At 44.4% G+C, this 20,072-nt stretch carries 18 protein-coding genes; 11 read left to right on the plus strand and 7 right to left on the minus strand.

The window, feature by feature from the left end; genetic code table 11:
* Nucleotides 1-138: 138 nt before the first annotated feature.
* The 3 genes from ACXACS_RS16005 to ACXACS_RS16015 are packed head-to-tail and all read left to right on the plus strand — an operon-like array spanning nt 139 to nt 2,466.
* Nucleotides 139-699 (plus strand): Hpt domain-containing protein, encoded by a 561-nt coding sequence (locus ACXACS_RS16005; RefSeq protein WP_474808031.1) that lies wholly within the window; start codon nt 139-141, stop codon nt 697-699.
* Nucleotides 699-1,466, plus strand: coding sequence for a pseudouridine synthase (locus tag ACXACS_RS16010; protein ID WP_474808033.1), 768 nt, complete (start codon nt 699-701; stop codon nt 1,464-1,466). The genes ACXACS_RS16005 and ACXACS_RS16010 overlap by 1 nt, the downstream gene beginning before the upstream one ends.
* A 58-nt stretch (nt 1,467-1,524) precedes the next feature.
* Nucleotides 1,525-2,466 (plus strand): ketopantoate reductase family protein, encoded by a 942-nt coding sequence (locus ACXACS_RS16015; RefSeq protein ID WP_474808035.1) that lies wholly within the window; start codon nt 1,525-1,527, stop codon nt 2,464-2,466.
* Nucleotides 2,467-2,506: 40 nt separating this feature from the next.
* On the opposite strand, the gene lysS is transcribed toward ACXACS_RS16015, so the two are convergent.
* Entirely contained in the window at nt 2,507-4,075 is a 1,569-nt protein-coding gene (gene lysS, locus ACXACS_RS16020) for a lysine--tRNA ligase (protein ID WP_474808037.1), read from the minus strand.
* Between the two features lie 23 nt (nt 4,076-4,098).
* A protein-coding gene (prfB, locus tag ACXACS_RS16025; protein ID WP_474808039.1) for a peptide chain release factor 2 occupies nt 4,099-5,197 on the minus strand; the annotation gives its coding sequence in 2 pieces (ribosomal slippage) (nt 4,099-5,121 and nt 5,123-5,197; 1,098 coding nt in all).
* Nucleotides 5,198-5,533: 336 nt separating this feature from the next.
* Here prfB and ACXACS_RS16030 point away from each other — a divergent pair.
* A complete protein-coding gene (locus ACXACS_RS16030) occupies nt 5,534-5,752 on the plus strand; it encodes a hypothetical protein (protein ID WP_474808041.1) in 219 nt (72 codons plus the stop codon).
* A 162-nt stretch (nt 5,753-5,914) separates the two neighbouring features.
* Here the strand turns inward: ACXACS_RS16030 and ACXACS_RS16035 are convergent, their stop codons facing one another.
* On the minus strand, nt 5,915-7,000 hold the full coding sequence (locus ACXACS_RS16035; RefSeq protein ID WP_474808043.1) for an alkene reductase: 1,086 nt from the start codon (nt 6,998-7,000) through the stop codon (nt 5,915-5,917).
* A gap of 290 nt (nt 7,001-7,290) precedes the next feature.
* Here ACXACS_RS16035 and ACXACS_RS16040 point away from each other — a divergent pair, with 290 nt between their 5' ends.
* Nucleotides 7,291-8,349: a flavin reductase family protein gene (locus ACXACS_RS16040; protein ID WP_474808044.1), complete on the plus strand. Its 1,059-nt coding sequence runs from the start codon at nt 7,291-7,293 to the stop codon at nt 8,347-8,349.
* Nucleotides 8,346-9,509, plus strand: coding sequence for a fatty acid desaturase family protein (locus ACXACS_RS16045; protein WP_474808046.1), 1,164 nt, complete (start codon nt 8,346-8,348; stop codon nt 9,507-9,509). Before ACXACS_RS16040 ends, ACXACS_RS16045 begins: the two co-directional genes overlap by 4 nt.
* On the opposite strand, the gene ACXACS_RS16050 is transcribed toward ACXACS_RS16045, so the two are convergent.
* The gene (locus ACXACS_RS16050) at nt 9,487-9,924 is read right to left on the minus strand and encodes a DUF2177 family protein (RefSeq protein ID WP_474808048.1); all 438 of its coding nucleotides are present in this window, start codon (nt 9,922-9,924) and stop codon (nt 9,487-9,489) included. The two genes, ACXACS_RS16045 and ACXACS_RS16050, sit on opposite strands and share 23 nt — an antisense overlap.
* 203 nt (nt 9,925-10,127) lie before the next feature.
* On the opposite strand from ACXACS_RS16050, the gene ACXACS_RS16055 reads away from it, so the two are divergent.
* Nucleotides 10,128-10,586: a hypothetical protein gene (locus tag ACXACS_RS16055; RefSeq protein ID WP_474808049.1), complete on the plus strand. Its 459-nt coding sequence runs from the start codon at nt 10,128-10,130 to the stop codon at nt 10,584-10,586.
* A gap of 52 nt (nt 10,587-10,638) precedes the next feature.
* Here the strand turns inward: ACXACS_RS16055 and ACXACS_RS16060 are convergent, their stop codons facing one another.
* Nucleotides 10,639-11,097: a hypothetical protein gene (locus ACXACS_RS16060; RefSeq protein WP_474808051.1), complete on the minus strand. Its 459-nt coding sequence runs from the start codon at nt 11,095-11,097 to the stop codon at nt 10,639-10,641.
* Nucleotides 11,098-11,328: 231 nt separating this feature from the next.
* Between ACXACS_RS16060 and ACXACS_RS16065 the strand changes: the two genes are divergently transcribed.
* Entirely contained in the window at nt 11,329-12,207 is an 879-nt protein-coding gene (locus ACXACS_RS16065; RefSeq protein ID WP_474808053.1) for a DUF417 family protein, read from the plus strand.
* A gap of 61 nt (nt 12,208-12,268) precedes the next feature.
* Here the strand turns inward: ACXACS_RS16065 and ACXACS_RS16070 are convergent, their stop codons facing one another.
* Both ACXACS_RS16070 and ACXACS_RS16075 read right to left on the minus strand, forming a co-directional pair.
* Nucleotides 12,269-15,127, minus strand: coding sequence for a ligand-binding sensor domain-containing diguanylate cyclase (locus ACXACS_RS16070; RefSeq protein WP_474809311.1), 2,859 nt, complete (start codon nt 15,125-15,127; stop codon nt 12,269-12,271).
* Nucleotides 15,128-15,229: 102 nt separating this feature from the next.
* Nucleotides 15,230-16,444, minus strand: a complete 1,215-nt coding sequence (locus ACXACS_RS16075; protein ID WP_474808055.1) for an endonuclease/exonuclease/phosphatase family protein — start codon at nt 16,442-16,444, stop codon at nt 15,230-15,232.
* Between the two features lie 410 nt (nt 16,445-16,854).
* On the opposite strand from ACXACS_RS16075, the gene ACXACS_RS16080 reads away from it, so the two are divergent.
* The 3 genes from ACXACS_RS16080 to ACXACS_RS16090 all read left to right on the plus strand — a co-directional run bounded on the left by ACXACS_RS16080 (nt 16,855) and on the right by ACXACS_RS16090 (nt 19,954).
* Complete coding sequence (locus ACXACS_RS16080; RefSeq protein ID WP_474808057.1) at nt 16,855-17,898, plus strand: PLP-dependent cysteine synthase family protein; 1,044 nt, start codon at nt 16,855-16,857, stop codon at nt 17,896-17,898.
* 154 nt (nt 17,899-18,052) lie between these two features.
* The gene (locus tag ACXACS_RS16085) at nt 18,053-19,213 is read left to right on the plus strand and encodes a DUF2891 domain-containing protein (RefSeq protein ID WP_474808059.1); all 1,161 of its coding nucleotides are present in this window, start codon (nt 18,053-18,055) and stop codon (nt 19,211-19,213) included.
* A 105-nt stretch (nt 19,214-19,318) separates the two neighbouring features.
* Nucleotides 19,319-19,954: a response regulator transcription factor gene (locus tag ACXACS_RS16090; RefSeq protein ID WP_474808061.1), complete on the plus strand. Its 636-nt coding sequence runs from the start codon at nt 19,319-19,321 to the stop codon at nt 19,952-19,954.
* Nucleotides 19,955-20,072: the final 118 nt, after the last annotated feature.

The raw sequence follows: 20,072 nt of genomic DNA on the forward strand, positions 1-20,072 counted from the left end.
ACACTTACACTTCATAGTCTTTAGTAATAAAGGCTTTAGCCAGTTGAATTCGTTAAGCGGTACGAATGAACTGACAAATGGTTTGCGTTCGGACTAGAAATTGTCCGGAAAGAAGTTGCGAAATAAAAGGATAGATGTATGGATCAGTCAACAACAGTACTTGATATAGACTTCGGAATGTCACAGTTAAGCGGTAACAAAAAACTGTTGTTCACCCTACTAGGTAAGTTCACGGACGAATACCGTTCTCTTGATGCTGACTTACAAGCGCATATAGCAAAGGGTGACTTCACTGAGGCTTATTCACTTGTTCATACCCTTAAGGGAGTGACAGGAAATCTTGGTATGTTTGCGCTTCACAACGCAAGCAAGCCGGTTGAAGCCAGCTTTCGAAATGACAGACAAGTAGCTGATGAATACCCTGCGTTTGTCGCTGTGCTAAATGAGACCATTACCACGGTAGATGCGCTCATCAAAGAGCCAGAAGTTACCGCTTCTGCCCCTGCAAATGGCGCTGCCGCTGAGCAAGCTCGAAAGCAATTATTAGCGGCACTGAAAGCCAGTGAGTTTATTGCGCAGGATAAGTTAGACGAATGGCTAGACGCCCTTGCCTTACCGCAAGAAAAACGCACGGCTATTATCGATGCGGTTGACGAGCTAGATTATGAAGAAGCTATCGAAGAGTTAGAAAATAGCTAGTGCTGCACATCCCTATCCTCTTTGAAAACGCTGAGCTTCTTGTCGTTAATAAGCCTGTTGGCGTTGCCATGCATGACGCTGGTAATGACGCTGGCGTAGAACAGGAAACAACTGAAGGTATTAAAGCAGGAAAGGTAGACGGCATTGTTACTGTTTTAAAAAAGCAGCTCGCCGTTAAAGAATTGCACCTTTGTCACCGTTTAGATACCGGTACCTCAGGTTGTTTGTGTCTGGCTAAAAACGCCACAGTGGCGGCAGAAATCGGCGAGCTTTTTTCATCAAGACGGGTTAGCAAATTCTACTTAGCCTTGAGCGATAACAAACCTAAAAAGAAACAGGGCACGATAATCGGCGATATGAAAAATCGTCGCGGCGGCCAGCGCATTTTACTTAAAACTCAGGAAAGCCCAGCGATAACTCAGTTTTTCAGTAGCGCTGCTAAACCCGGCATTCGTGGTTTCGTTGTTAAACCTCATTCAGGGAAAACCCATCAAATTCGAGTCGCGCTCAAAAGCGTTGGAGCCCCTATTTTAGGTGATGCACTTTACGGCGGCGCGGCGTCAGACAGGCTCTACCTTCATGCTTGGCACTTGCGCCTTCCTCTATCTAAAGGTGAATTAGCGGTAAGCGCACCTTTTGATACAGGCGAAGTAATTAACCAAGAAGACGTGCAAGCCTGGATAAAGGAACTTAATGTGCCTGAGACTTATCCATGGCCTTCAATACCAGCGCGCTTTATGTCTGCATCTGTTAAAGAACATTGTTGAGTTAAGCCAGTTCCGCATAAGTAAAACCGTAACCTTATACAACATTTGATAGATATTAATGGGAAAACTACACATAGTCGGTGGCGGTGCCATCGGGAGTTTAATTGCAGCGAGCGCTCATAAAAATGGCGTGCCCTATGATTGCTACCCCAGAAATATTAGGACCATGCCAGCTCGCGCACAATGGCAAGATGGTCAAAGTATTGAACTGAAAGCTGCTATGTCAGCGCCTGTCGTTCTCGAAAAAGATGACGTGTTAATACTCCCACTTAAAGTGTACCAACTTAACGCAGCTCTAATACAATGGCTTCCCTACCTTAATCAAAAACCGACGGTTGTACTGATGCACAATGGTATGGGCGGTTTAGAGGTTGCACGAAATTTGTTAGGCGGCGATTATCCGCTGCTTCTTGCTACAACGAGTCACGGTGCGTTAAAAGAAAGTACATTAAGCGGCGATTTTCATGTGAAGTATACTGGAGTTGGCGCAACGCAAATTGGCGCGCCTAATTTAGCTAAGCCAATACCTCAAAAGCTAGCAGACCTTATACAAGTAGCACCGTTGCTTGCAAACGCAATTGCTACTTTAAATAGTGCGCTTCCGCCCGTGCAGTACCGAAGTGATATTTTAAAAGCACTGTGGACCAAGCTTTCCGTTAATGCCGTAATTAACCCACTAACGGCACTTCACAATATCCAAAATAAGCATATCGCTGATGCAGAATTTGAGCAAAGCCGTATCGCAATTTGCAATGAGTTCACACAGGTAGCGAATGCTTACGAGCTAGATTTCGATGCCCGGTCAGTTCATGAAAACGTACTGTCGGTAGCTAATGCAACAGGTGAAAACTACTCCAGTATGCATCAGGATGTGGCCCACGGTAGACAAACAGAAATAGACGCCATCAACGGTTACATTGTAGATATGGCAACAAAAAAGGGTATTCCCGTTCCCGAGAATACCCTTTTAGTAGAGCGTGTTAAGGCGCTTAAGCTTTAACAGCGCCGAGCACCTAAATCACGCAATTTAAGGATTAAGATTATTCTTGTTCACCCGCATCTTGCGCGTCTTTTGGCGCCTGAGGCTTCATGTGTGGGAACAAGATAACATCTTTAATTGTTGAGCTATCAGTAAATAGCATAGCTAGACGGTCAATCCCGATACCTTCACCCGCCGTTGGCGGCAAACCATATTCAAGCGCGCGAATGTAATCGTCGTCAAAGTGCATGGCTTCATCATCGCCTGCATCTTTTTCTTCAACCTGCTTCGCAAAACGTTCTGCCTGATCTTCTGGGTCGTTAAGCTCGCTAAAGCCATTCGCTAATTCACGTCCACCTACAAAGAACTCGAAGCGGTCGGTAATGAATGGGTTGTTGTCGTTACGGCGCGCAAGCGGCGATACTTCCCACGGATATTCTGTAATAAACGTAGGCTGCTCAAGCTTTTCTTCAGCGGTTGCTTCGAAGATTTCACAAAGATACTTACCTGCACCCCAAATACCGTCAACTTCAGGCTCTTTGATGTGAAGCTGTTTTGCCATCGCTTTAAGCGCATCAAGGTTAGCTTCTGGGTCGCGAATAGCTTCCTCGTTAGCTTCTGGCCAGTACTTAAGAATAGCTTCGCCCATGCTTAAGCGGTCAAACGGCTTACCAAAATCGTATTCAACTTCAGACGTTACGTTGCCTTCAGCGTCTTTAGTTGTATTTTTGATAATGCTTGTACCAAGAATATCTTCTGCCAGCGTGCGCAGCATATCTTCGGTAAGGTTCATCAGGTCGTTGTAGTCTGCATACGCTTGGTAGAATTCAAGCATAGTAAACTCTGGGTTGTGACGGGTTGATAAGCCTTCGTTACGGAAGTTACGGTTAATTTCGAACACACGCTCAAAACCACCAACCACTAGGCGCTTAAGGTAAAGCTCTGGTGCAATACGCAGGTACATATCGATATCTAACGCATTGTGGTGAGTTACAAACGGCTTCGCAGTCGCACCACCCGGAATAACCTGTAGCATTGGCGTTTCTACTTCAAGGTAGTCACGTTCGGTAAGATAATTGCGAATACCGTTTACGATCTTGCTACGGATCATGAAGGTTTTGCGCGTTTGTTCACTTGTAATTAGGTCAACATAACGCTGGCGATACTTAGTTTCCTGGTCGCTCAAACCATGGAACTTTTCTGGCAATGGACGCAGTGCTTTAGTTAGCAACTCGTATTGCTCCATGTTTACGTATAGGTCGCCTTTACCTGACTTGTGCAAGTCGCCCGCTACACCAATGATGTCACCAATATCCAGCGCACCGTATTTTGCTTTAAGGGCTTTTTGCGTGTCTTTATCAGCGTAAGCTTGAATACGGCCTGTCATATCTTGAAGCAGCATGAAAGGACCACGCTTTGCCATGATACGGCCAGCAATGCTTACTTTATTACCCTGCTCTTGTAGCGTTTCTTTGTCGAATTCACCGAACTTAGCTTGAAGCTCATCCGCATAGTTTTCGCGACGGAAGCTGTTTGGGAAACCGTTTGCACGGCACTGCTCGCGAATAGCGCTTAGCTTGGCACGGCGCTCTGCAATCAATTTGTTATCGTCTGTTTGTTGGTCAGTCATAACCTTTCACTTCGTTGTTCGGTTTACAGCCCAGATTTCAGGCTGGCTTCAATAAATTTGTCCAAGTCGCCATCTAGCACGGCTTGAGTGTTACGTGTTTCCACGCCAGTACGCAAATCTTTAATGCGAGAGTCGTCAAGTACGTAAGAGCGTATTTGACTTCCCCAGCCGATATCAGATTTGCTGTCTTCCATCGCTTGTTTTTCAGCGTTTTGTTTTTGCAGTTCAAACTCATAAAGTTTGGCTTTTAACTGCTTCATCGCCTGATCTTTGTTTTTGTGCTGCGAGCGATCATTTTGACACTGCACCACAATACCCGTTGGCTCGTGAGTAATACGTACCGCAGAGTCCGTTCTGTTTACGTGCTGTCCACCTGCGCCCGATGCGCGATAGGTATCGATACGTAAGTCAGACGGGTTAATATCTATATCAATATCGTCGTCAATTTCTGGGTATACAAACGCTGATGAAAATGACGTATGACGGCGGTTACCCGAGTCAAACGGTGACTTACGAACCAAACGGTGCACGCCGGTTTCTGTACGTAGCCAACCAAATGCATATTCGCCCTGAATACGCAAAGTTGCACTTTTAATCCCGGCTACATCACCGTCTGATACTTCAATAAGTTCAGTTTTAAAACCGTGGGCTTCACCCCAACGCAAATACATGCGAAGCAGCATATTGGCCCAATCTTGCGCTTCTGTACCACCAGAGCCCGACTGAATATCAATGTAGCAGTCGTTCTCATCATTTGGACCAGAAAACATACGGCGAAACTCAAGCACTTCTAGCTGCTCAATTAAGCCTTCAAGTTCACTTTGGGCCTCGTTGAAAGTATCTTCATCTTCGGCTTCAACGGCCAATTCAACAAGACCTTCAACGTCTTCAGTTCCCTGGTCGAGCTTATGGATCGTTTCAACGATTTGCTCTAGGGCCACTTTTTCCTTGCCAAGTGCCTGCGCTCTGTCTGGCTCGTTCCAAACATCAGGACTTTCTAACTCTCGGCTAACTTCTTCTAAACGCTCTGACTTTGCATCAAAGTCAAAGATACCCCCTAAGCGCTTCGGTGCGCTCGCGGATATCTTTTATCGCATTAGTAACGGGGTTTATTTCAAACATAGTCCGCTTATTTCGTTAAAAATTTAAGACCGCGGATAGTACCGAATTTGAAGGAATTTTGATAGGGGTTGGCGCAAATATTGCGACCTAGTTTTTGCATAAGCTAGCGAATATTTTTTAGTCGCTTAAGGTGAATTGAATAATATTACCGATAAACGGCGCGCAGCTGGCATTGGTAATACAGTCAAAGCCCATAAGATTAAACTTATAAAGCATTAAACGCTTATTGGCATCTTAATTCGATGCACTGGTTTAGCACATTCTCGCTTCCCACAAGTGTGCAGTGCAAACCATAAAGTCGTTATAAGCGATAATTGGAAAAGTAATAGGAAAAGAATGTCGTTAAATAATTTGTCTTATGCTGTTATCGGAGTACTTCTCGGTCTCTTAGTATTGGCATTAGGCCAACTTGTTGACTGTCAGAACTTAGCCGGCGCAACCATGGCGCTACAGTGCCCCAATGGTACGCCTATTTCAAAACTATGGCTGGCCACCTCAATGTTAATAGCTGGAAGTGGTATCGCCGCTTGGCTATTTCGAAACCGCAACGTCTAATCGCGTTGCCATATTGTAAGCGCACTGCAATCTGCCAACGTAATTAATCATACATACTTACGTATTCTCAATTGTAAACTGCAGTGCGTATAGGTAAGTTGCCGAGCGCATAAAGGAGGCGAGCCTCTTTATGCGCAGTAGTGCTCACCTTTACATTTACGCCTATTTAGCCAACGTATAATCCGTATAGCCTTTCTCATCGCCACCGAACAAGGTGTCGGGATTATGTGTGTTTAACGGTAGATTATTCTCTAATCGATAGGGTAAATCAGGGTTTGCTACGAAAGGACGGCCAAAACCAATCATATCTGCCCACCCTGCTGACAGCGCACTTTCGGCACGCGCCTTGTCGTACTTTCCTGCATAAATCAATATACCGCTGAATGCTTTGCGAATAGCCTGCTTGAAGGATATCGGCATTTGCGGTGCATCGTCCCAGTCGGCCTCTGCAATGTGCATATAGCCAACATTAAAGCTGTTTAGCATTGAAGCTATTGCAAGGTAGGTCTCTTCCGGATTGTTGTCGACCGTCCCATTTAATGTTGTTAAGGGCGCTAGACGTACACCTACTTTATCAGCGCCAATTTCCTCAGACACAGCCTGCACCACTTCTTTCAAGAATCGAATACGGTTCTGTACACCTCCGCCGTATTCATCAGTTCTTGCATTACTCTGAGAATCAATAAACTGGTTAAGCAAGTAACCATTAGCAGAATGCAACTCGATGCCATCGAATCCGGCATCAACCGCGTTTCTTGCAGCAACGCGATACTCTTCCACCACGGCTTTTATATCTTCAATGGTCATTTCCCTTGGCATGACTGAGTCTACAAAGCCAGGGTTGCCATCTTCATCCACGAATACCTTAACCCCTTTTGCTTGAATTGGAGATGCACTGATAGGCTGCTGCCCTTCTGTATTTGATGGATGAGAAACACGACCCACGTGCCAAAGTTGTGCGTACATTACACCACCTGCGTCATGTACTTTATCTGTTACTAGTTTCCAGCCTTCAATTTGGGTCTTAGTATAGATACCTGGCGTCCAAGCATATCCCTTACCTAGCGCAGAAATTTGTGTGCCCTCACTTACGATTAGCCCTGCGCTTGCGCGTTGGGCGTAATAATCTGCCATTAACGCATTTGGCACATCTCCTGGCTGTGTTGAGCGGGAGCGGGTCATCGGTGGCATAACAACGCGGTTTTTAAGCGTTTTTCCAGCCAGCGATACGGTTTCAAATAATTTCATAATGGGGGTCCTTTAAGTTTTTCACTTTTGCAGTTTCATCTTATGTAACCCTATAAATGAGGCCCATTAGCTTTGTCAGAACCCGTACTTTTTACAAAGCACTTTTGCATTTTTCGCAAAAGTATTAGCCCATTTCGACGACGTTACACCAAAAATTCACTATCACCTCTTGACGCAGAAAATTTTAAGCTTACACTTGTTCGCTGAATTAGCGTACACTTGTACGCTTAAATATTTCATCCTTTTTTGTATTGAAAATATTCCGACGTTAAATAGGTGTGATTTCTACATTGAGACAATTACTAGATAAATTTACTGATCGCATATTCCACCACGGCTCTTGGAAGGGCTATTGGGAAGTACTGATTCAGCAAATTAAACCCGCATGGCGCGATGGGTATTTCAGAGCCAGAGTTATAACAGTAAACAGCGTAAGCACGGATATGCTCGAGGTGGTACTTGAGCCAGATAGTTCGTGGCCCACTCATACCGCGGGGCAGCATATCGCGTTAACCATAGAGATTAATGGCAGGCTCACCACCCGTGTATTTACCATAGCAAGTGGTGCTAATACCTACCAAAGAGACAAGCAGATCCGCTTGGTGACTAAGGTAAAAGCCCAAGGCGCGCTAACACCTTACCTACATACCTGTGTGGCTAATCAATGGGTAAATATCTCAGCCCCCATGGGAGAGTTTGCATGGCCTGAAACGCAAAAGCCTCTCCTTATGATTGCGGGTGGCTCAGGCATTACCCCTTTCATTGCCATGCTTGACGATGCTATTAACAATGCAGAGGTAAATCAAAAAGCGGTGCATTTGCTTTATTTTGCTAAGCCCAATGAACACGTATTGCTTAACGAGCTATCTGCCTTTAGTAAACGCTGTGAAAGCCTCACCTATGATGTTTTAACCAAGCAAAAAGATGGGGACGTAGAAGCCCATTTATCTTATTTCGCCGATGCACACTGGTTAGTGTGTGGCCCACATGCCATGTTCGAGCAAGTTGAAAGTTATGCAAAGACAATTAGCGCACCTGTTTCAAGCGAACATTTCGCTGCGTTGCCTGTGGTGAGCAACACAAGCCTTACCGAAAGCGAAACCTTCTCTTTAATTCACAACGGCCAATCTTTGGCTATCGATAATCAGCAAACCCTGCTTTCACAGCTTCAACAAGCAGAACAACCTGTGACCTATGGCTGTGGAATGGGGATTTGTCATCAGTGTCAATGTGTTAAGAAAAGAGGCGTGGTAAGAGATACCCGTACTGGCGAACTTTCAGATAGCGCAGAGCAACTTATTCAGTTGTGTGTATCACGAGCCGTTACCGATGTGGAGATTCAACTATGAACACAAGCGTAGCAATAGACAAACAACACCGAGAAGAGGCGATTGAACAAGCGCGCTTACCGGAGTGTGAAACTCATAATACTCAAGTAATTCGGTCAACGAGCACTAAAGAGAAACCGAACTACGAGTTACTTGCCGCTCAGCTTGATGAAATTAAAGCTGACATTAAACGAAAAGTGGGTGCTGAAGATGCGGCGTATATCCGACGTATTATTCTTGTTCAGCGAATTTGCGAGTGGAGCGGACGGATACTTTTAATGTTGGGATTCATTCAACCGCTGCTCTGGGTTGCCGGCGTATTAAGCTTAGCAACGGCTAAAATTCTCGACAATATGGAAATTGGCCATAACGTGATGCACGGTCAGTACGACTGGATGAACGATAAACATATTAACTCGAAAAGCTATGAGTGGGATATTGCCTGTGATGGCGCAAGCTGGAATCGCGTTCATAATTACGAACATCACACCTATACCAACATTATTGGCAAAGATAGAGACTTTGGCTATGGCTTGCTTCGCCTGTCTAACGATTTCAGATGGCGTGTAAAAAACCTATGGCAGTTCGCAACTTATATCGTACTTAGCGTGATGTTTCAGTGGGGCGTGTCTTATCACGAGATGGCCGCTGAGCGGGTCTTTTTTGGAAAGAAAAAAGACAACCGCAAGAATCAGGTTACCCATAGCGAGCTTAAGAAGCGCTTTTTCAGCAAGGGCGCACGTCAATTAGTAAAAGACTATGTGCTATTTCCTCTGATAGCTGGCCCCTTATTTTTATGGGTACTTGCAGGCAACCTTGTTGCCAACTTACTGCGTAATTTGTGGACGTCGACTATCATATTCTGTGGTCATTTCACTGGCGATGTAGAAACATTCAAAGAGGAAGATTGCGTTAACGAGACGCGAGGACAGTGGTACTACCGTCAAGCGCTAGGCTCATCTAACATCAAAGGCGGCAACTTGTTTCATGTTCTTACTGGGCATTTAAGTTTTCAGATTGAGCACCATTTGTTCCCGGATATCCCCGCTAGGCGCTACAGAGAAATGGCCCCCAAGGTAGAAACCGTATTCAAAGAACACGGCATGCACTACAACACTGGCGGATTTCTAAAGCAGTACGGTAGCGTATTAAAGCGCATTATTCGCTACTCTTTTCCTTAACGAGCTGAAACCCTAACCAGCCGGCCATAGCGCTCGCGCTGGTTAGGCACGTTCCCCACGCCCAATCAACCAGCATAATGAACAATGTAAAACCTTCAATAATGCTGTATGCCGTTAAGTTGTAAGCGCCATAACTGGCTAATCCTAAAAGCGCGCCATCTATTCCAGCATAAAGTAGCGATTTCTCTCTGTTCGCTACCACAGCAAGTACAAACACCACGCATCCATACATTAAATAAAACACTACCCAAGGCCACGTGATAAATTGACTTCTAAGCAAGGGCGCCATCTCACTTTGATACCAGCCGTCCGCGATAACGCCAAGCCAAAAGAAATCAAGTACGCCAAAGCACACAAAGATAGCAATTAACGACACGATGATGTTTTTCGAAAAGCGAATGATGTTGGAAAGCATGAAACCTATCCCTGTAAATAAGCAAATTGCTGATATAAGTTATTTAAAATATGAATACGTAAGTGTTGCACAATTAGCGCATTGGGAAAACGGTAAACCTATTCACTGCGCGTGTTCACTTTACTTAAAACTTACACTGGCAACTGCAACTTTAAAGACCGCTTAGTCTCAAAGTGACGTGGTTCAAATAAGCGTTAAATAAAATGAAAAAAACACTATTAGTCATAACGACATCGTTAATTGTCAGTGCGTGTGCTCATAGGCCACCACCTTTAGACATGGATGAAATATTCTTTGAAACGAAAATCAAGCAGGACGGTACCAAGCTCTTCGCGTTTAGCATTCCATTAATGAAACCGCGAGAAGGCGCTAAAGGTGGCGGCAGAGGCGGCCGTGGTCAAGGGGGTGAAGGTGGTGGTCGTGGCGGCCGTGGAGGGCAGGAAAACCGAGGAGGCTCATCACAAAATTCGTCAGATAGCAGTGATAGAATGACTGAGCAACTCTATGCCTCTCTTGATGAAAAATTGGATGAAACAGGGTATTGCCAAACCGGCTATATAGAAATCGATACACATCAAACCGAAGATAGGCTGCACCTATTAGGCGAATGTAATGAGACGGCGAGTGAGCTGGACAGACTCGACTTCCCGAACGTTAATTAACGCATTTTCCATGAAGCGGATTGCCGATGGCGTGCGCTTCATTTGAGCTCGCTTAATCAACACAGAGGGTATGCTCCACCACACCGTTAGACACATAGGCTCTACAGCCGAACAAATCCGTAGTTTCTAGACACACGCCACTGGCTTTTTGCCCTGCTTCTAGCTGGTTGTTTCCTGTAACACAGGCCACTTCGCACTCGCTGCTGTCATTGCAGGTATTGCCAGCATCACTCGCCGGTAAAACGCAAGCATACGCCTGCTGTCGGCCCACTTTCTTCCAGTCACCACCTTGTTTATCACACACTTTTTCAGACTCAATAGAATAGGCCTGCTGTACCAGAGGCAATGAGGTATCAACAACATGCTCTAATTTTTCAACTTCTTCAACACTTGCTATCGGCTGTTCAATGACTTCTGGGGGCCGCGCACCACAAGCCGCTAAAGTTGCACCCAAGCCCACTGCCAACCAGGCCCCAAACCGATGCTGTATCTTAACGCCTGCCTGTTTCATTCTTTCCCTCTATTTGTTTCACTTTTTAAACAACCACTACTTAAAGGCCACGTTTTTTCAAACCTGCGATACTTATGACCACGGCTATTAGATAAGTTCTTATTTTTTCGATAAATCCTTATTCGTGCGCTGCGATATACCCAATTAATTATCAAACCATTGAAATTTTAGTGATACTTAGGCAGGTCTCTACATACACTTCGCAAAACTTGCAGTATTTACGGATGCTTTATGACACTACACCAAACCGAAAACCTGGTAACCGCCTTAATAACTTTCAGCTTCTCTGTTCTTGGCCTAACATTTTTACTGGGTGCAAACGCCAATGCACTAATAACTACTTTTAACTTCTATTCGTTAGGCGCAATAGTTAGTGAAAGTGCACTTGGTGCTATCACTGGGATTACATTATTGCTGCTAGCCTTAATGACATTTGCAGCACGATTTAAGCTAGTGTCAGCAAAAACGGTTACGCTATTCGCTGCATTGGTTACTGCAATCCCCCTACTCACCTTGTTATCTCCCGGGCGATGGATGGCTGATTTAGGCGGCTTCCCGATTATCGGAAGTGGTCAAGGCATCATAAAGTACTTCGCAGTATTACCGCTTTTTCTGTTCTTGTTTTATCGCGACAAACTTTCGCATAAACAGCTGACTTACCTTAACTTTGCACCTGTAGCCATGGTTTTACTATGGATAGGAAGCATGAAGTTTTTCGAGTTTGAAGCCAATGCAATTGTTGGGTTAGTAGAAACCTCGCCGTTTATGTCGTGGCTTTATGATGTGTTCAGCGTACAGGGAGCATCGAATGTAATAGGTGGTTTTGACGTCTTCTTTGCGCTTGTTTTGGGCGTAGCCATTTATATTAAGAACAAACCAATGGTCATTGCGAGTGGACTGGCTTGTTTATCCGTATTTTTGATGACCCAAACATTTTTGTTTACTGTGCCGGATACCTTTAACAGTGCCACCATCGTTAACCGTTTAGGCCAGTTCGTTATTAAAGACCTTTGGTTTGTCGCTAATCTTGCCGTGCTGGCTTATTTTACGCTGTTCGAGGCAGTTTCACGAGAACGCAAAGAAGCGCGTTCAGGTCACTCGTCACAGTAAGGCTTTACGGCAAAGCCAAGTTAGAGATGTTGTAGTAATTAACAACTACCTCGCATATTGTTTATTCGAAAATGGTCACTTGGTTGCGGCCATTTTCTTTTGCAGTGTAAAGTGCTTGGTCCGCATGGGTTAACATTCTGCCGTGATCTTTTGCGCCATCTGCACTCGCTACACCAATGCTGATTGTGACCTTCAGCGTTTGCGCTATAAAACTGAAATCATGTGCAGCCACGATTTTTCGAACATGATCCATAGCAACCCTTGCATTTACCAAGTCATACTCGGGTAACAACACAGTAAACTCTTCGCCGCCCCACCTTGCACATTTAGCGTAATGCGGAACTTCGCGATTTAATATACGGGCCACCTCAGTAATGACTTTATCTCCCACTAAATGAGAGTACTGATCATTCACCTGTTTAAAATGGTCGATATCGATAACGGCGAGACATAGAGAAGTTTGTTTCGCTTTAGCCTCCTCAAAATATCGTACAAGCCAGCGGTCGAATGCTCGTCTATTTGCAATCCCCGTTAGATCATCGTGAGTTGCTTGGAACTCGAACCGCTTGGTTTGTAATTCTAATGATCTGGTTTGTTCATCGACCCTTTGTTTTAAAATCATTTCTGATTTTTTCAAATGATGAAAACGTATTTTATAAAGCGCATAGATGACAAAACAGAAGAAGAGAAATACCGAGAATTTAAAAGCAAATGTCTGATAAATGCTGGGTAGCACACGAATAGAAAATGGTGACGTAACCTCTTGCCAAGGACCACCAATGTAACGGGCACGTACTTTAAACTGATAACGACCAGGTGCTAAATTAGTGTATTCAGTCATTCTAAATTGATGACGGTTAACCCAATGCTGGTCATATCCTACTAACATAGCCTGATATTCTATACGCGAAGGCATAGCGAAACCCAACCCTGCATACTGAAACGCAACTCGCGTGGTTAACGGCGTTACATCTACTTCCCTCTCAGACGTATCAAATTGCTGGTCAGCTCCGTCTAGTAGTACCGCCTCTATGCTTACCGGAATAGGGAATTCACTTAACATGGCAAGGTTTGCAGGCGTTACTGTGGCAAGCCCTTTCGCAGTAGGAAGCCAGATATTTCCGTCTACATCGACAAACTGAGATGGCTGTGAACCACCATTGATTTGAATACTCGCTAGACCATTTTCTTCCTTAAAATGCTCAAATTCCAATATTGCACTTGGATATATCAGACACTCCTCAAGATTTGATAGTGAAGTGAAAATGACTCCTTGGTTTGAACTTAGCCATACACCGCTATTATGATCTATACCAATTGAAAACAGTTTATCTACGGGAAGTCCCTGCGACTTTTCGATTACACTAAGTGCCTGGGTATCATTGTCAAAATACGCAAGGCCACGATCGGTTGTAATCCAAGTTCCCTTTTCAACAACGCTAAAACTGAACGCGTGCTGCGCATCTGAATGTTCAGGAAACGGAACTGTGTGCACAATCCCCTGTTGGATATAGGCGAGCCCTATCCCTGTAGCAATCCAGATTCGTCCTTCGCGATCTTCTGCCAAGCCCATTGAAAAATGGGCAGGTAGACCATTTTGTTCATTAAAATGGATTAGCTTTCCATCTGGCGTTTGTTTAACTACACCTTGCGCCGTAGCATACCAAACACTGTGGTCACTCGCTAAAAGAATGGCCCTTACTTCATTACTCGGTAACCCTAGATGTCTATTAAGGTAAGGGGTAAGTTGGTCATTTTCATATCGCAGAACACCTTTTGTGTAGGTACCAACTAACGTTACCTCTTCAGTTACCGCTGCCAAACTGAGTACAGAAAAAGCTTCACCCGTAGTGAGCGATGTACTGGAAAACGCATCATTGAAAAATATATCTAACCCAGCACTTCCACCTGATAGAATTTTGCCATCAGACGTTTGCAAAACAGTTCGCAAAAAGTCTCCACTCATACCTTGGCTTTGCGAGAATGTGGTAAATAGCGCACGACGCAGCCTAAACAAACCACCATTAGTGCCAATCCAGATATTTTTTTCCAAATCTTCAAGCAGTGAAAAAACGCGGTTATTGGGACGACCTACTGTGGTATCCAGTTTTTCTAGGCCTAAATCACTTAGACGATAAAGGCCATGATTAATGGTGCCTACCCAAATGCTATTTTGATGATCAAGCAAAATACTACTTATAGATTTGTCGGCAAATGAGGTGTGAAGTAGCGCGAAAGTACCGTTTCTTCGCTGCCAAACACCGTGTTCTGTGCCAACTAAAACACGCTTATTGCTATCAAGAGCGAGTGTGAATGATGGACCAGAGAGTATGTTATGGTCAGGTAAAGCTAGCTGAAATTTATTGTTTATGTATTTGAACAACCCTTGGTTTGTTGCAAACCAAATTACTCCAAATCCGTCTTCGATTATGCGGTAGGCACTCGAATTTACAATGTATTCTTTTTGAGTGCCGTCAGGCATTCTCATTACAACCCCCGAGTCTTCCAACGCAAACCACAGCACGTCATTACTGTCTCTGAATGCATGATTAACCATTGAAGACAAGGGCGCTTGAGCATGCCAATGCTCTTCAATAAGCGACGTTATACCGCCTCGGTTTCCAGCCACGAGTAGCTCGTCGCGGGGCTCGTTATAATACAAGCTTCGAATGCCAGAGTCTGGTAATCCTGTTTGCGCGCCGCGGGTAAATACAGTGAATTGCTGACCATTAAACCGAGCAACACCTTCCCAAGTACCCGCCCATAGATACCCATTGGACGTTTGTGCTAATGCGTGAATACTATTGTGAGGAAGCCCGTCTTTCGTTCCCCACGATTGAGGGAAATACCGGTTGAGTGGCATGAGCTGAGAAGACTCTGCCGAAAAGCCATTGATGGGTATAACCCACAGCAAACACATCACAAAAGTGAGAGACACAAACTTCAATGGCTTCTCGGTACATTATTAGTTAGACGATGTAATGATACCTCTATCTATTAACTAACACAAAAATTGTGGTTTTTATTTATCTTGTTCTACCGACAAGCTCACCCAAACTAACCTATGATCTGAGCTGGCAGCACGGTCTTTAACTAATCGATACAGGTCACTTGTTTTAGCTGGCCAAAAAACGCCAGCATCATGTACATCGAACCCATATCGAGATGGTAGAACATAGTCAGCCCTGGCCCCCCAATAAGCGGTAAAGCGATTACTGTATTTAGCGCCAGATGCGCCCGCACCACCAGCGCTTGTTGGAATTGTTTCGTTATTAACTAGTGGGTGTTCGGTTAATTGCTCAATTACACCTTCTCTGTGTTTGTCCCCGATATCAGCAGCATTAAAATCGCCTACAAGTACAAAGCGCGTATTGTTTCCTAGGCTAACTTTTTCGCCCGTGTCATCATAGATATATGCGCCTTTGTCAGGAGAAAGGTAATCTGCCATCAACCTTATTTCATCAAAGTTGCGCTTACCGTTTCTGTCCTCTTTTCCATCAAAATTAGGTGGCGTTGGATGCATTGCAAGTATGTGAACGGTCTTACCGCCCACTTTCACCGGCACATCCCAGTGAGACTTGGAGCTTAGCCTTAGTGCGGCCCACTCTTCCACATCATACCAAGGCTCGCCATTATCAGTACTTCCACTCTCATCGGGAATAATGGGGACCTGTGGGTGAGGCATGTGATGCCATTTAAACGTCTGGAAAGTACGAATACCCTCAACATCAATTGGGTATTTTGACAGTAGCGCCATACCGTATTGTCCAGGATATAATCCAAACCCATAGGCATCGCCACCAAAACCTTCTGCCTTACCATTATTGTCTAAGTCGAAGGTGGTAGGCTCGCCCGTGTTTACTGGCGCTACGTAGGTGTAGGGGTAATCCACTGGCTTTAGGCCACGCTGAGAAACATTCAGGTAGTTTTCTATAAAAGCCTCTACCCCTTTGCGTTTATCTGCAATGTAATCAAACTCATTGAGTAATAAAATATCAGGGTTCACACGTTGAATGATCTCAGCAATATTTTTGACTTGAGGGTGCTCACCTGTAGATAGAACGTGTTGAAGAACTTTATTGCTTGGCGGCATATCCAACGATTTATAGTTAGTGGCTTCCATACTTACGTTAAACGTAGCGACTTTAAGCATTTGCTGATCTTTTGAATAAGCCAAAGTGGATACGCACATTGCGGGTAAAAGAGCTGTTACAAAGAAAAGCGCCCTAATTTTCATGTTGTTACCTTTAAATAAAGTCGTTTGCTAACGATACCAATATGCATGAGGATTCTAAACTATTTTGTACTGAAGAATAGCCAGGGTCTGTTAAGCGTTAGGAGCAATGAACCTTACCTAAAGTTACCTCACTTGCGGCTATTTTTTTGCCCTTGTCGTTACAATCTTGGGTTAGTTTTAATCTTTCCAATTCTTGTGCTATCAACATTTTAAAAAATAACCGCACAATTAAAGCATTCAACAAAATTATATTGCACAAAAACTACCACAAAGTGGAATAATAGAATCTATTACTCATAATGCACTGATATTCTTTTCCTGAAGTCTAGTGAGTAAAACTCTCCCTGACTTTAACTGCTGCACGCATTTTTAAGCAATGGCCAAGAATTTAATAGAAAGAGAGAAGTGTTATGAAAAGCTGGGTTTCAAAAGCGATTAATACCATCAATGCAGATTATCAGCGCTCTGCAGACACCCATCTGATAAAGCTTGAGCAAATAGCATTTCAAGGTATCGACATCTATCTAAAAGATGAAAGCACTCACCCCACGGGCAGCTTGAAACACCGTTTGGCTCGCTCCCTTTTTCTGTATGCCCTGTGTAATGGAAAAATTGTAGAGGGAACGACTGTGGTAGAGGCATCATCAGGCAGCACTGCCGTGTCTGAAGCTTACTTTGCAAAAATGATTGGTGTGCCGTTCGTTGCCGTCATGCCTAAGTCTACCGCCCAGAGTAAAATAGCGCTTATTGAACGCTACGGTGGTCAATGTCACTTTGTGGATTGCCCTACACAAATGCACAGCGAAGCCACTAAGGTAGCGAAAGAACTTAACGGCTACTTTATGGACCAGTTCCTTTACGCTGAGCGCGCTACAGACTGGCGCGGCAATAATAATATTGCTGAAAGTATTTTTGAGCAGATGAAAGCCGAACCCCACCCTGTACCACACACCGTGGTTATGAGTGCAGGTACAGGCGGAACATCAGCAACCATAGGCCGCTACATACGATACAAAGGCCTCACTTCAAAACTCGTTGTAGTAGACCCAGAATTCAGTGTGTTTTTTGATAGCTTCAAGAGTAAGGATCATACACTTACGGCTACCCGTGGAAGCCGCATAGAGGGCATTGGACGCCCCAAAGTGGAAGCCTCTTTTCAGCACGACGTTATAGACGACATGATTGCGGTCCCCGACGCGGCCAGTATTGCTACTATGCATTGGTTAAACAATACCATGGGAATAAAAGCCGGCCCTTCTACCGGTACCAACTTATGGGGCGCATTAAGTGTTGCCAAACGTATGAATCAACAGGGTGAAGCGGGTTCAATAGTTACGCTTATGTGCGACAGCGGAGAAAGGTATGGCGACACCTATTACAACGCTCAGTGGGTACTAAACAATATTGGTTGTACAAGTGTGTTTACTGACAAACTAGAAAGTATTGAAAGCTGAATTAAAACTAAGGCAGCTCGGTTTACATTTTAAGCTGCTACTTAAAGTGCTGGCACGCTATATGTCGCGCAGCACTTTATTCAAATCATGGTTCACTATACATTAGCGATAGATTTGTAATAAAAAAGCTCACGAAGCCATGATGAAAATAAAGATGAAAATAAAGAACATTATTCGCAGCAGTGTTGCATTAACTGCCATAATCGCTACCCCCAACGCCTTCGCTACTAGCATACCGACAGCTGAAGGCGTTAGCACCAGCAATACTAAGACAGATGCAAGTTACTCCACAGGTACTTCTAACAACAACTACGAAAGCGTTTTTGCCAATCTTGCACTTCACTGCATCCATCAAGAGTATCCCAATGTTGTAAAACACATGATGAATAGTGCCGACGACGTTAAAGCACCTAATAAACTCTACCCGGCCTTTTATGGTTGTTTAGACTGGCATTCGTCGGTGCATGGCCATTGGCTTTTAGTAAGAATGCTTAATACTGCGCAAGACGCAGTGAATAAAGATGAGATCATTGAAAAGCTAAATATCAGCTTTACGACAGAGAACATTCAAGGCGAACTTGCCAGCCTTAAGCGCGAAAACAATGCGTCATTTGAGCGCCCCTATGGCCTTGCTTGGTTTCTACAATTAACCGCGGAACTACGTCAATCGTCAATGCCACAAGCAAAGGTGTGGCTAAACACGCTACTGCCACTTGAGGAAGAAATTGTGGCAAGAGTAAGCGCATGGTTACCTAAATTGGCTTACCCTATTCGAACGGGTGAACACAGCCAAACCGCCTTTGCTTTCGGACTAATGTTAGACTGGGCGAAGGTAGCAGATAACGAGGACTTTGAAGCCCTGCTTACATCTAGAGTAAAAGAGTATTACCAGGCTGATAAGCAATGCCCCCTAGCCTACGAACCCTCAGGGCAGGATTTCCTATCTCCGTGTTTGGCCGAAGCTGACCTAATGCGCCGAGTAATGGCTAAAGAAGACTACAGCCAATGGCTTTCAGCATTTTTTCCAGACCTAACCGCTAAAACATCAAATTGGCTAGCGCCTGCGACCGTGACAGACAAAACAGACGGTAAGCTTGCCCACCTAGACGGACTGAATATCAGTCGTGCGTGGATGATTGAAGGCATTATGAGCGCTTTACCAGACGATGACGCACGCTTACCTGTATTGGAGAAAACGCTAAAAGCACATCGTGAAGCAGGATTAAACGCGGTGTTTGGTGATATGCACTACATGGGAAGCCATTGGCTTGGCAGCTTTGCCAGCTACTTGGAAACACAGCGCGGTTTGAATTAACTTTTATCCTACTAAAGTGTGAGATGAATGGGCACTAAAGTGCTATTCGTCTCACACCCCAACCGTGGCATGCTCATTCTATGGTGATATGAATAAAGCGCAGCTATGGAAATTTTACTTGTTGATGATCACGCAATAGTGAGAGAAGGCTTTTCTACGCTGTTATCTTCGGTACTCGAAGGCGCTGTCGTCACCAATGCAAAAAATGCGCAGCAAGCCACAAATGCACTTCGTACCAACCACTTCGACCTCATTATTTTAGACATTAATTTAGGAGCCACCAGCGGACTTACGCTAGCGGAATACATTATTCAGCGCTGGGAGCACGCAAAAGTACTTATGTTCAGCATGTTCGATGATATTTCCATCATCGATAGAGCTATGAAGCTAGGGGCAATGGGCTATGTTAGCAAACAAAGTGAACCTGATGTGCTGATAAGCGCGGTGACATCTATCATTAAAGGCCGGCGTTATTTGGAACACAATACTGCAATTGAACTCGCCACATTCAACCTGTCACATTCCGGAAGCAACTTAACAGATCTGACACAAAGAGAGTTAGATATATTCCTTGGAATAGCGAACGGCCTCTGTCGAAAACAGGTTGCAGAAAGCCTCAATATTTCCGAAAAAACGGTTTCAAACGTTATCACCCAGCTCAAGCGAAAACTTGAGCTACAAACAAATGCCGAGTTTGTTCACCTTGCCATCAAGCAGGGATATATCAAAATCGCCAGCTAAACAAGACCCACTAAATAAAGTCGGGAAATCTTCCCTGTACTTTCGTATCTTTTTTATACCCCTTTGGTACTGACTTTGTCTCATGATAAAGATACCTCATGCAAATCAATATATTAGC

The sequence above is a fragment of the Alteromonas sp. AWM4_230 genome (assembly GCF_056158305.1).

Bases quoted from the DNA above. Each gene is read 5' to 3' on its own strand.
- ACXACS_RS16035 (WP_474808043.1), bottom strand. From the start codon at position 7,000: ATGAAATTATTTGAAACCGTATCGCTGGCTGGAAAAACGCTTAAAAAC.
- ACXACS_RS16015 (WP_474808035.1), top strand. From the start codon at position 1,525: ATGGGAAAACTACACATAGTCGGTGGCGGTGCCATCGGGAGTTTAATT.
- lysS (WP_474808037.1), bottom strand. From the start codon at position 4,075: ATGACTGACCAACAAACAGACGATAACAAATTGATTGCAGAGCGCCGT.
- ACXACS_RS16080 (WP_474808057.1), top strand. From the start codon at position 16,855: ATGAAAAGCTGGGTTTCAAAAGCGATTAATACCATCAATGCAGATTAT.
- ACXACS_RS16075 (WP_474808055.1), bottom strand. From the start codon at position 16,444: ATGAAAATTAGGGCGCTTTTCTTTGTAACAGCTCTTTTACCCGCAATG.
- ACXACS_RS16045 (WP_474808046.1), top strand. From the start codon at position 8,346: ATGAACACAAGCGTAGCAATAGACAAACAACACCGAGAAGAGGCGATT.
- ACXACS_RS16005 (WP_474808031.1), top strand. From the start codon at position 139: ATGGATCAGTCAACAACAGTACTTGATATAGACTTCGGAATGTCACAG.
- ACXACS_RS16060 (WP_474808051.1), bottom strand. From the start codon at position 11,097: ATGAAACAGGCAGGCGTTAAGATACAGCATCGGTTTGGGGCCTGGTTG.
- ACXACS_RS16050 (WP_474808048.1), bottom strand. From the start codon at position 9,924: ATGCTTTCCAACATCATTCGCTTTTCGAAAAACATCATCGTGTCGTTA.
- ACXACS_RS16055 (WP_474808049.1), top strand. From the start codon at position 10,128: ATGAAAAAAACACTATTAGTCATAACGACATCGTTAATTGTCAGTGCG.
- ACXACS_RS16030 (WP_474808041.1), top strand. From the start codon at position 5,534: ATGTCGTTAAATAATTTGTCTTATGCTGTTATCGGAGTACTTCTCGGT.
- ACXACS_RS16070 (WP_474809311.1), bottom strand. From the start codon at position 15,127: ATGTGTTTGCTGTGGGTTATACCCATCAATGGCTTTTCGGCAGAGTCT.
- ACXACS_RS16090 (WP_474808061.1), top strand. From the start codon at position 19,319: ATGGAAATTTTACTTGTTGATGATCACGCAATAGTGAGAGAAGGCTTT.
- ACXACS_RS16065 (WP_474808053.1), top strand. From the start codon at position 11,329: ATGACACTACACCAAACCGAAAACCTGGTAACCGCCTTAATAACTTTC.
- ACXACS_RS16085 (WP_474808059.1), top strand. From the start codon at position 18,053: ATGAAAATAAAGAACATTATTCGCAGCAGTGTTGCATTAACTGCCATA.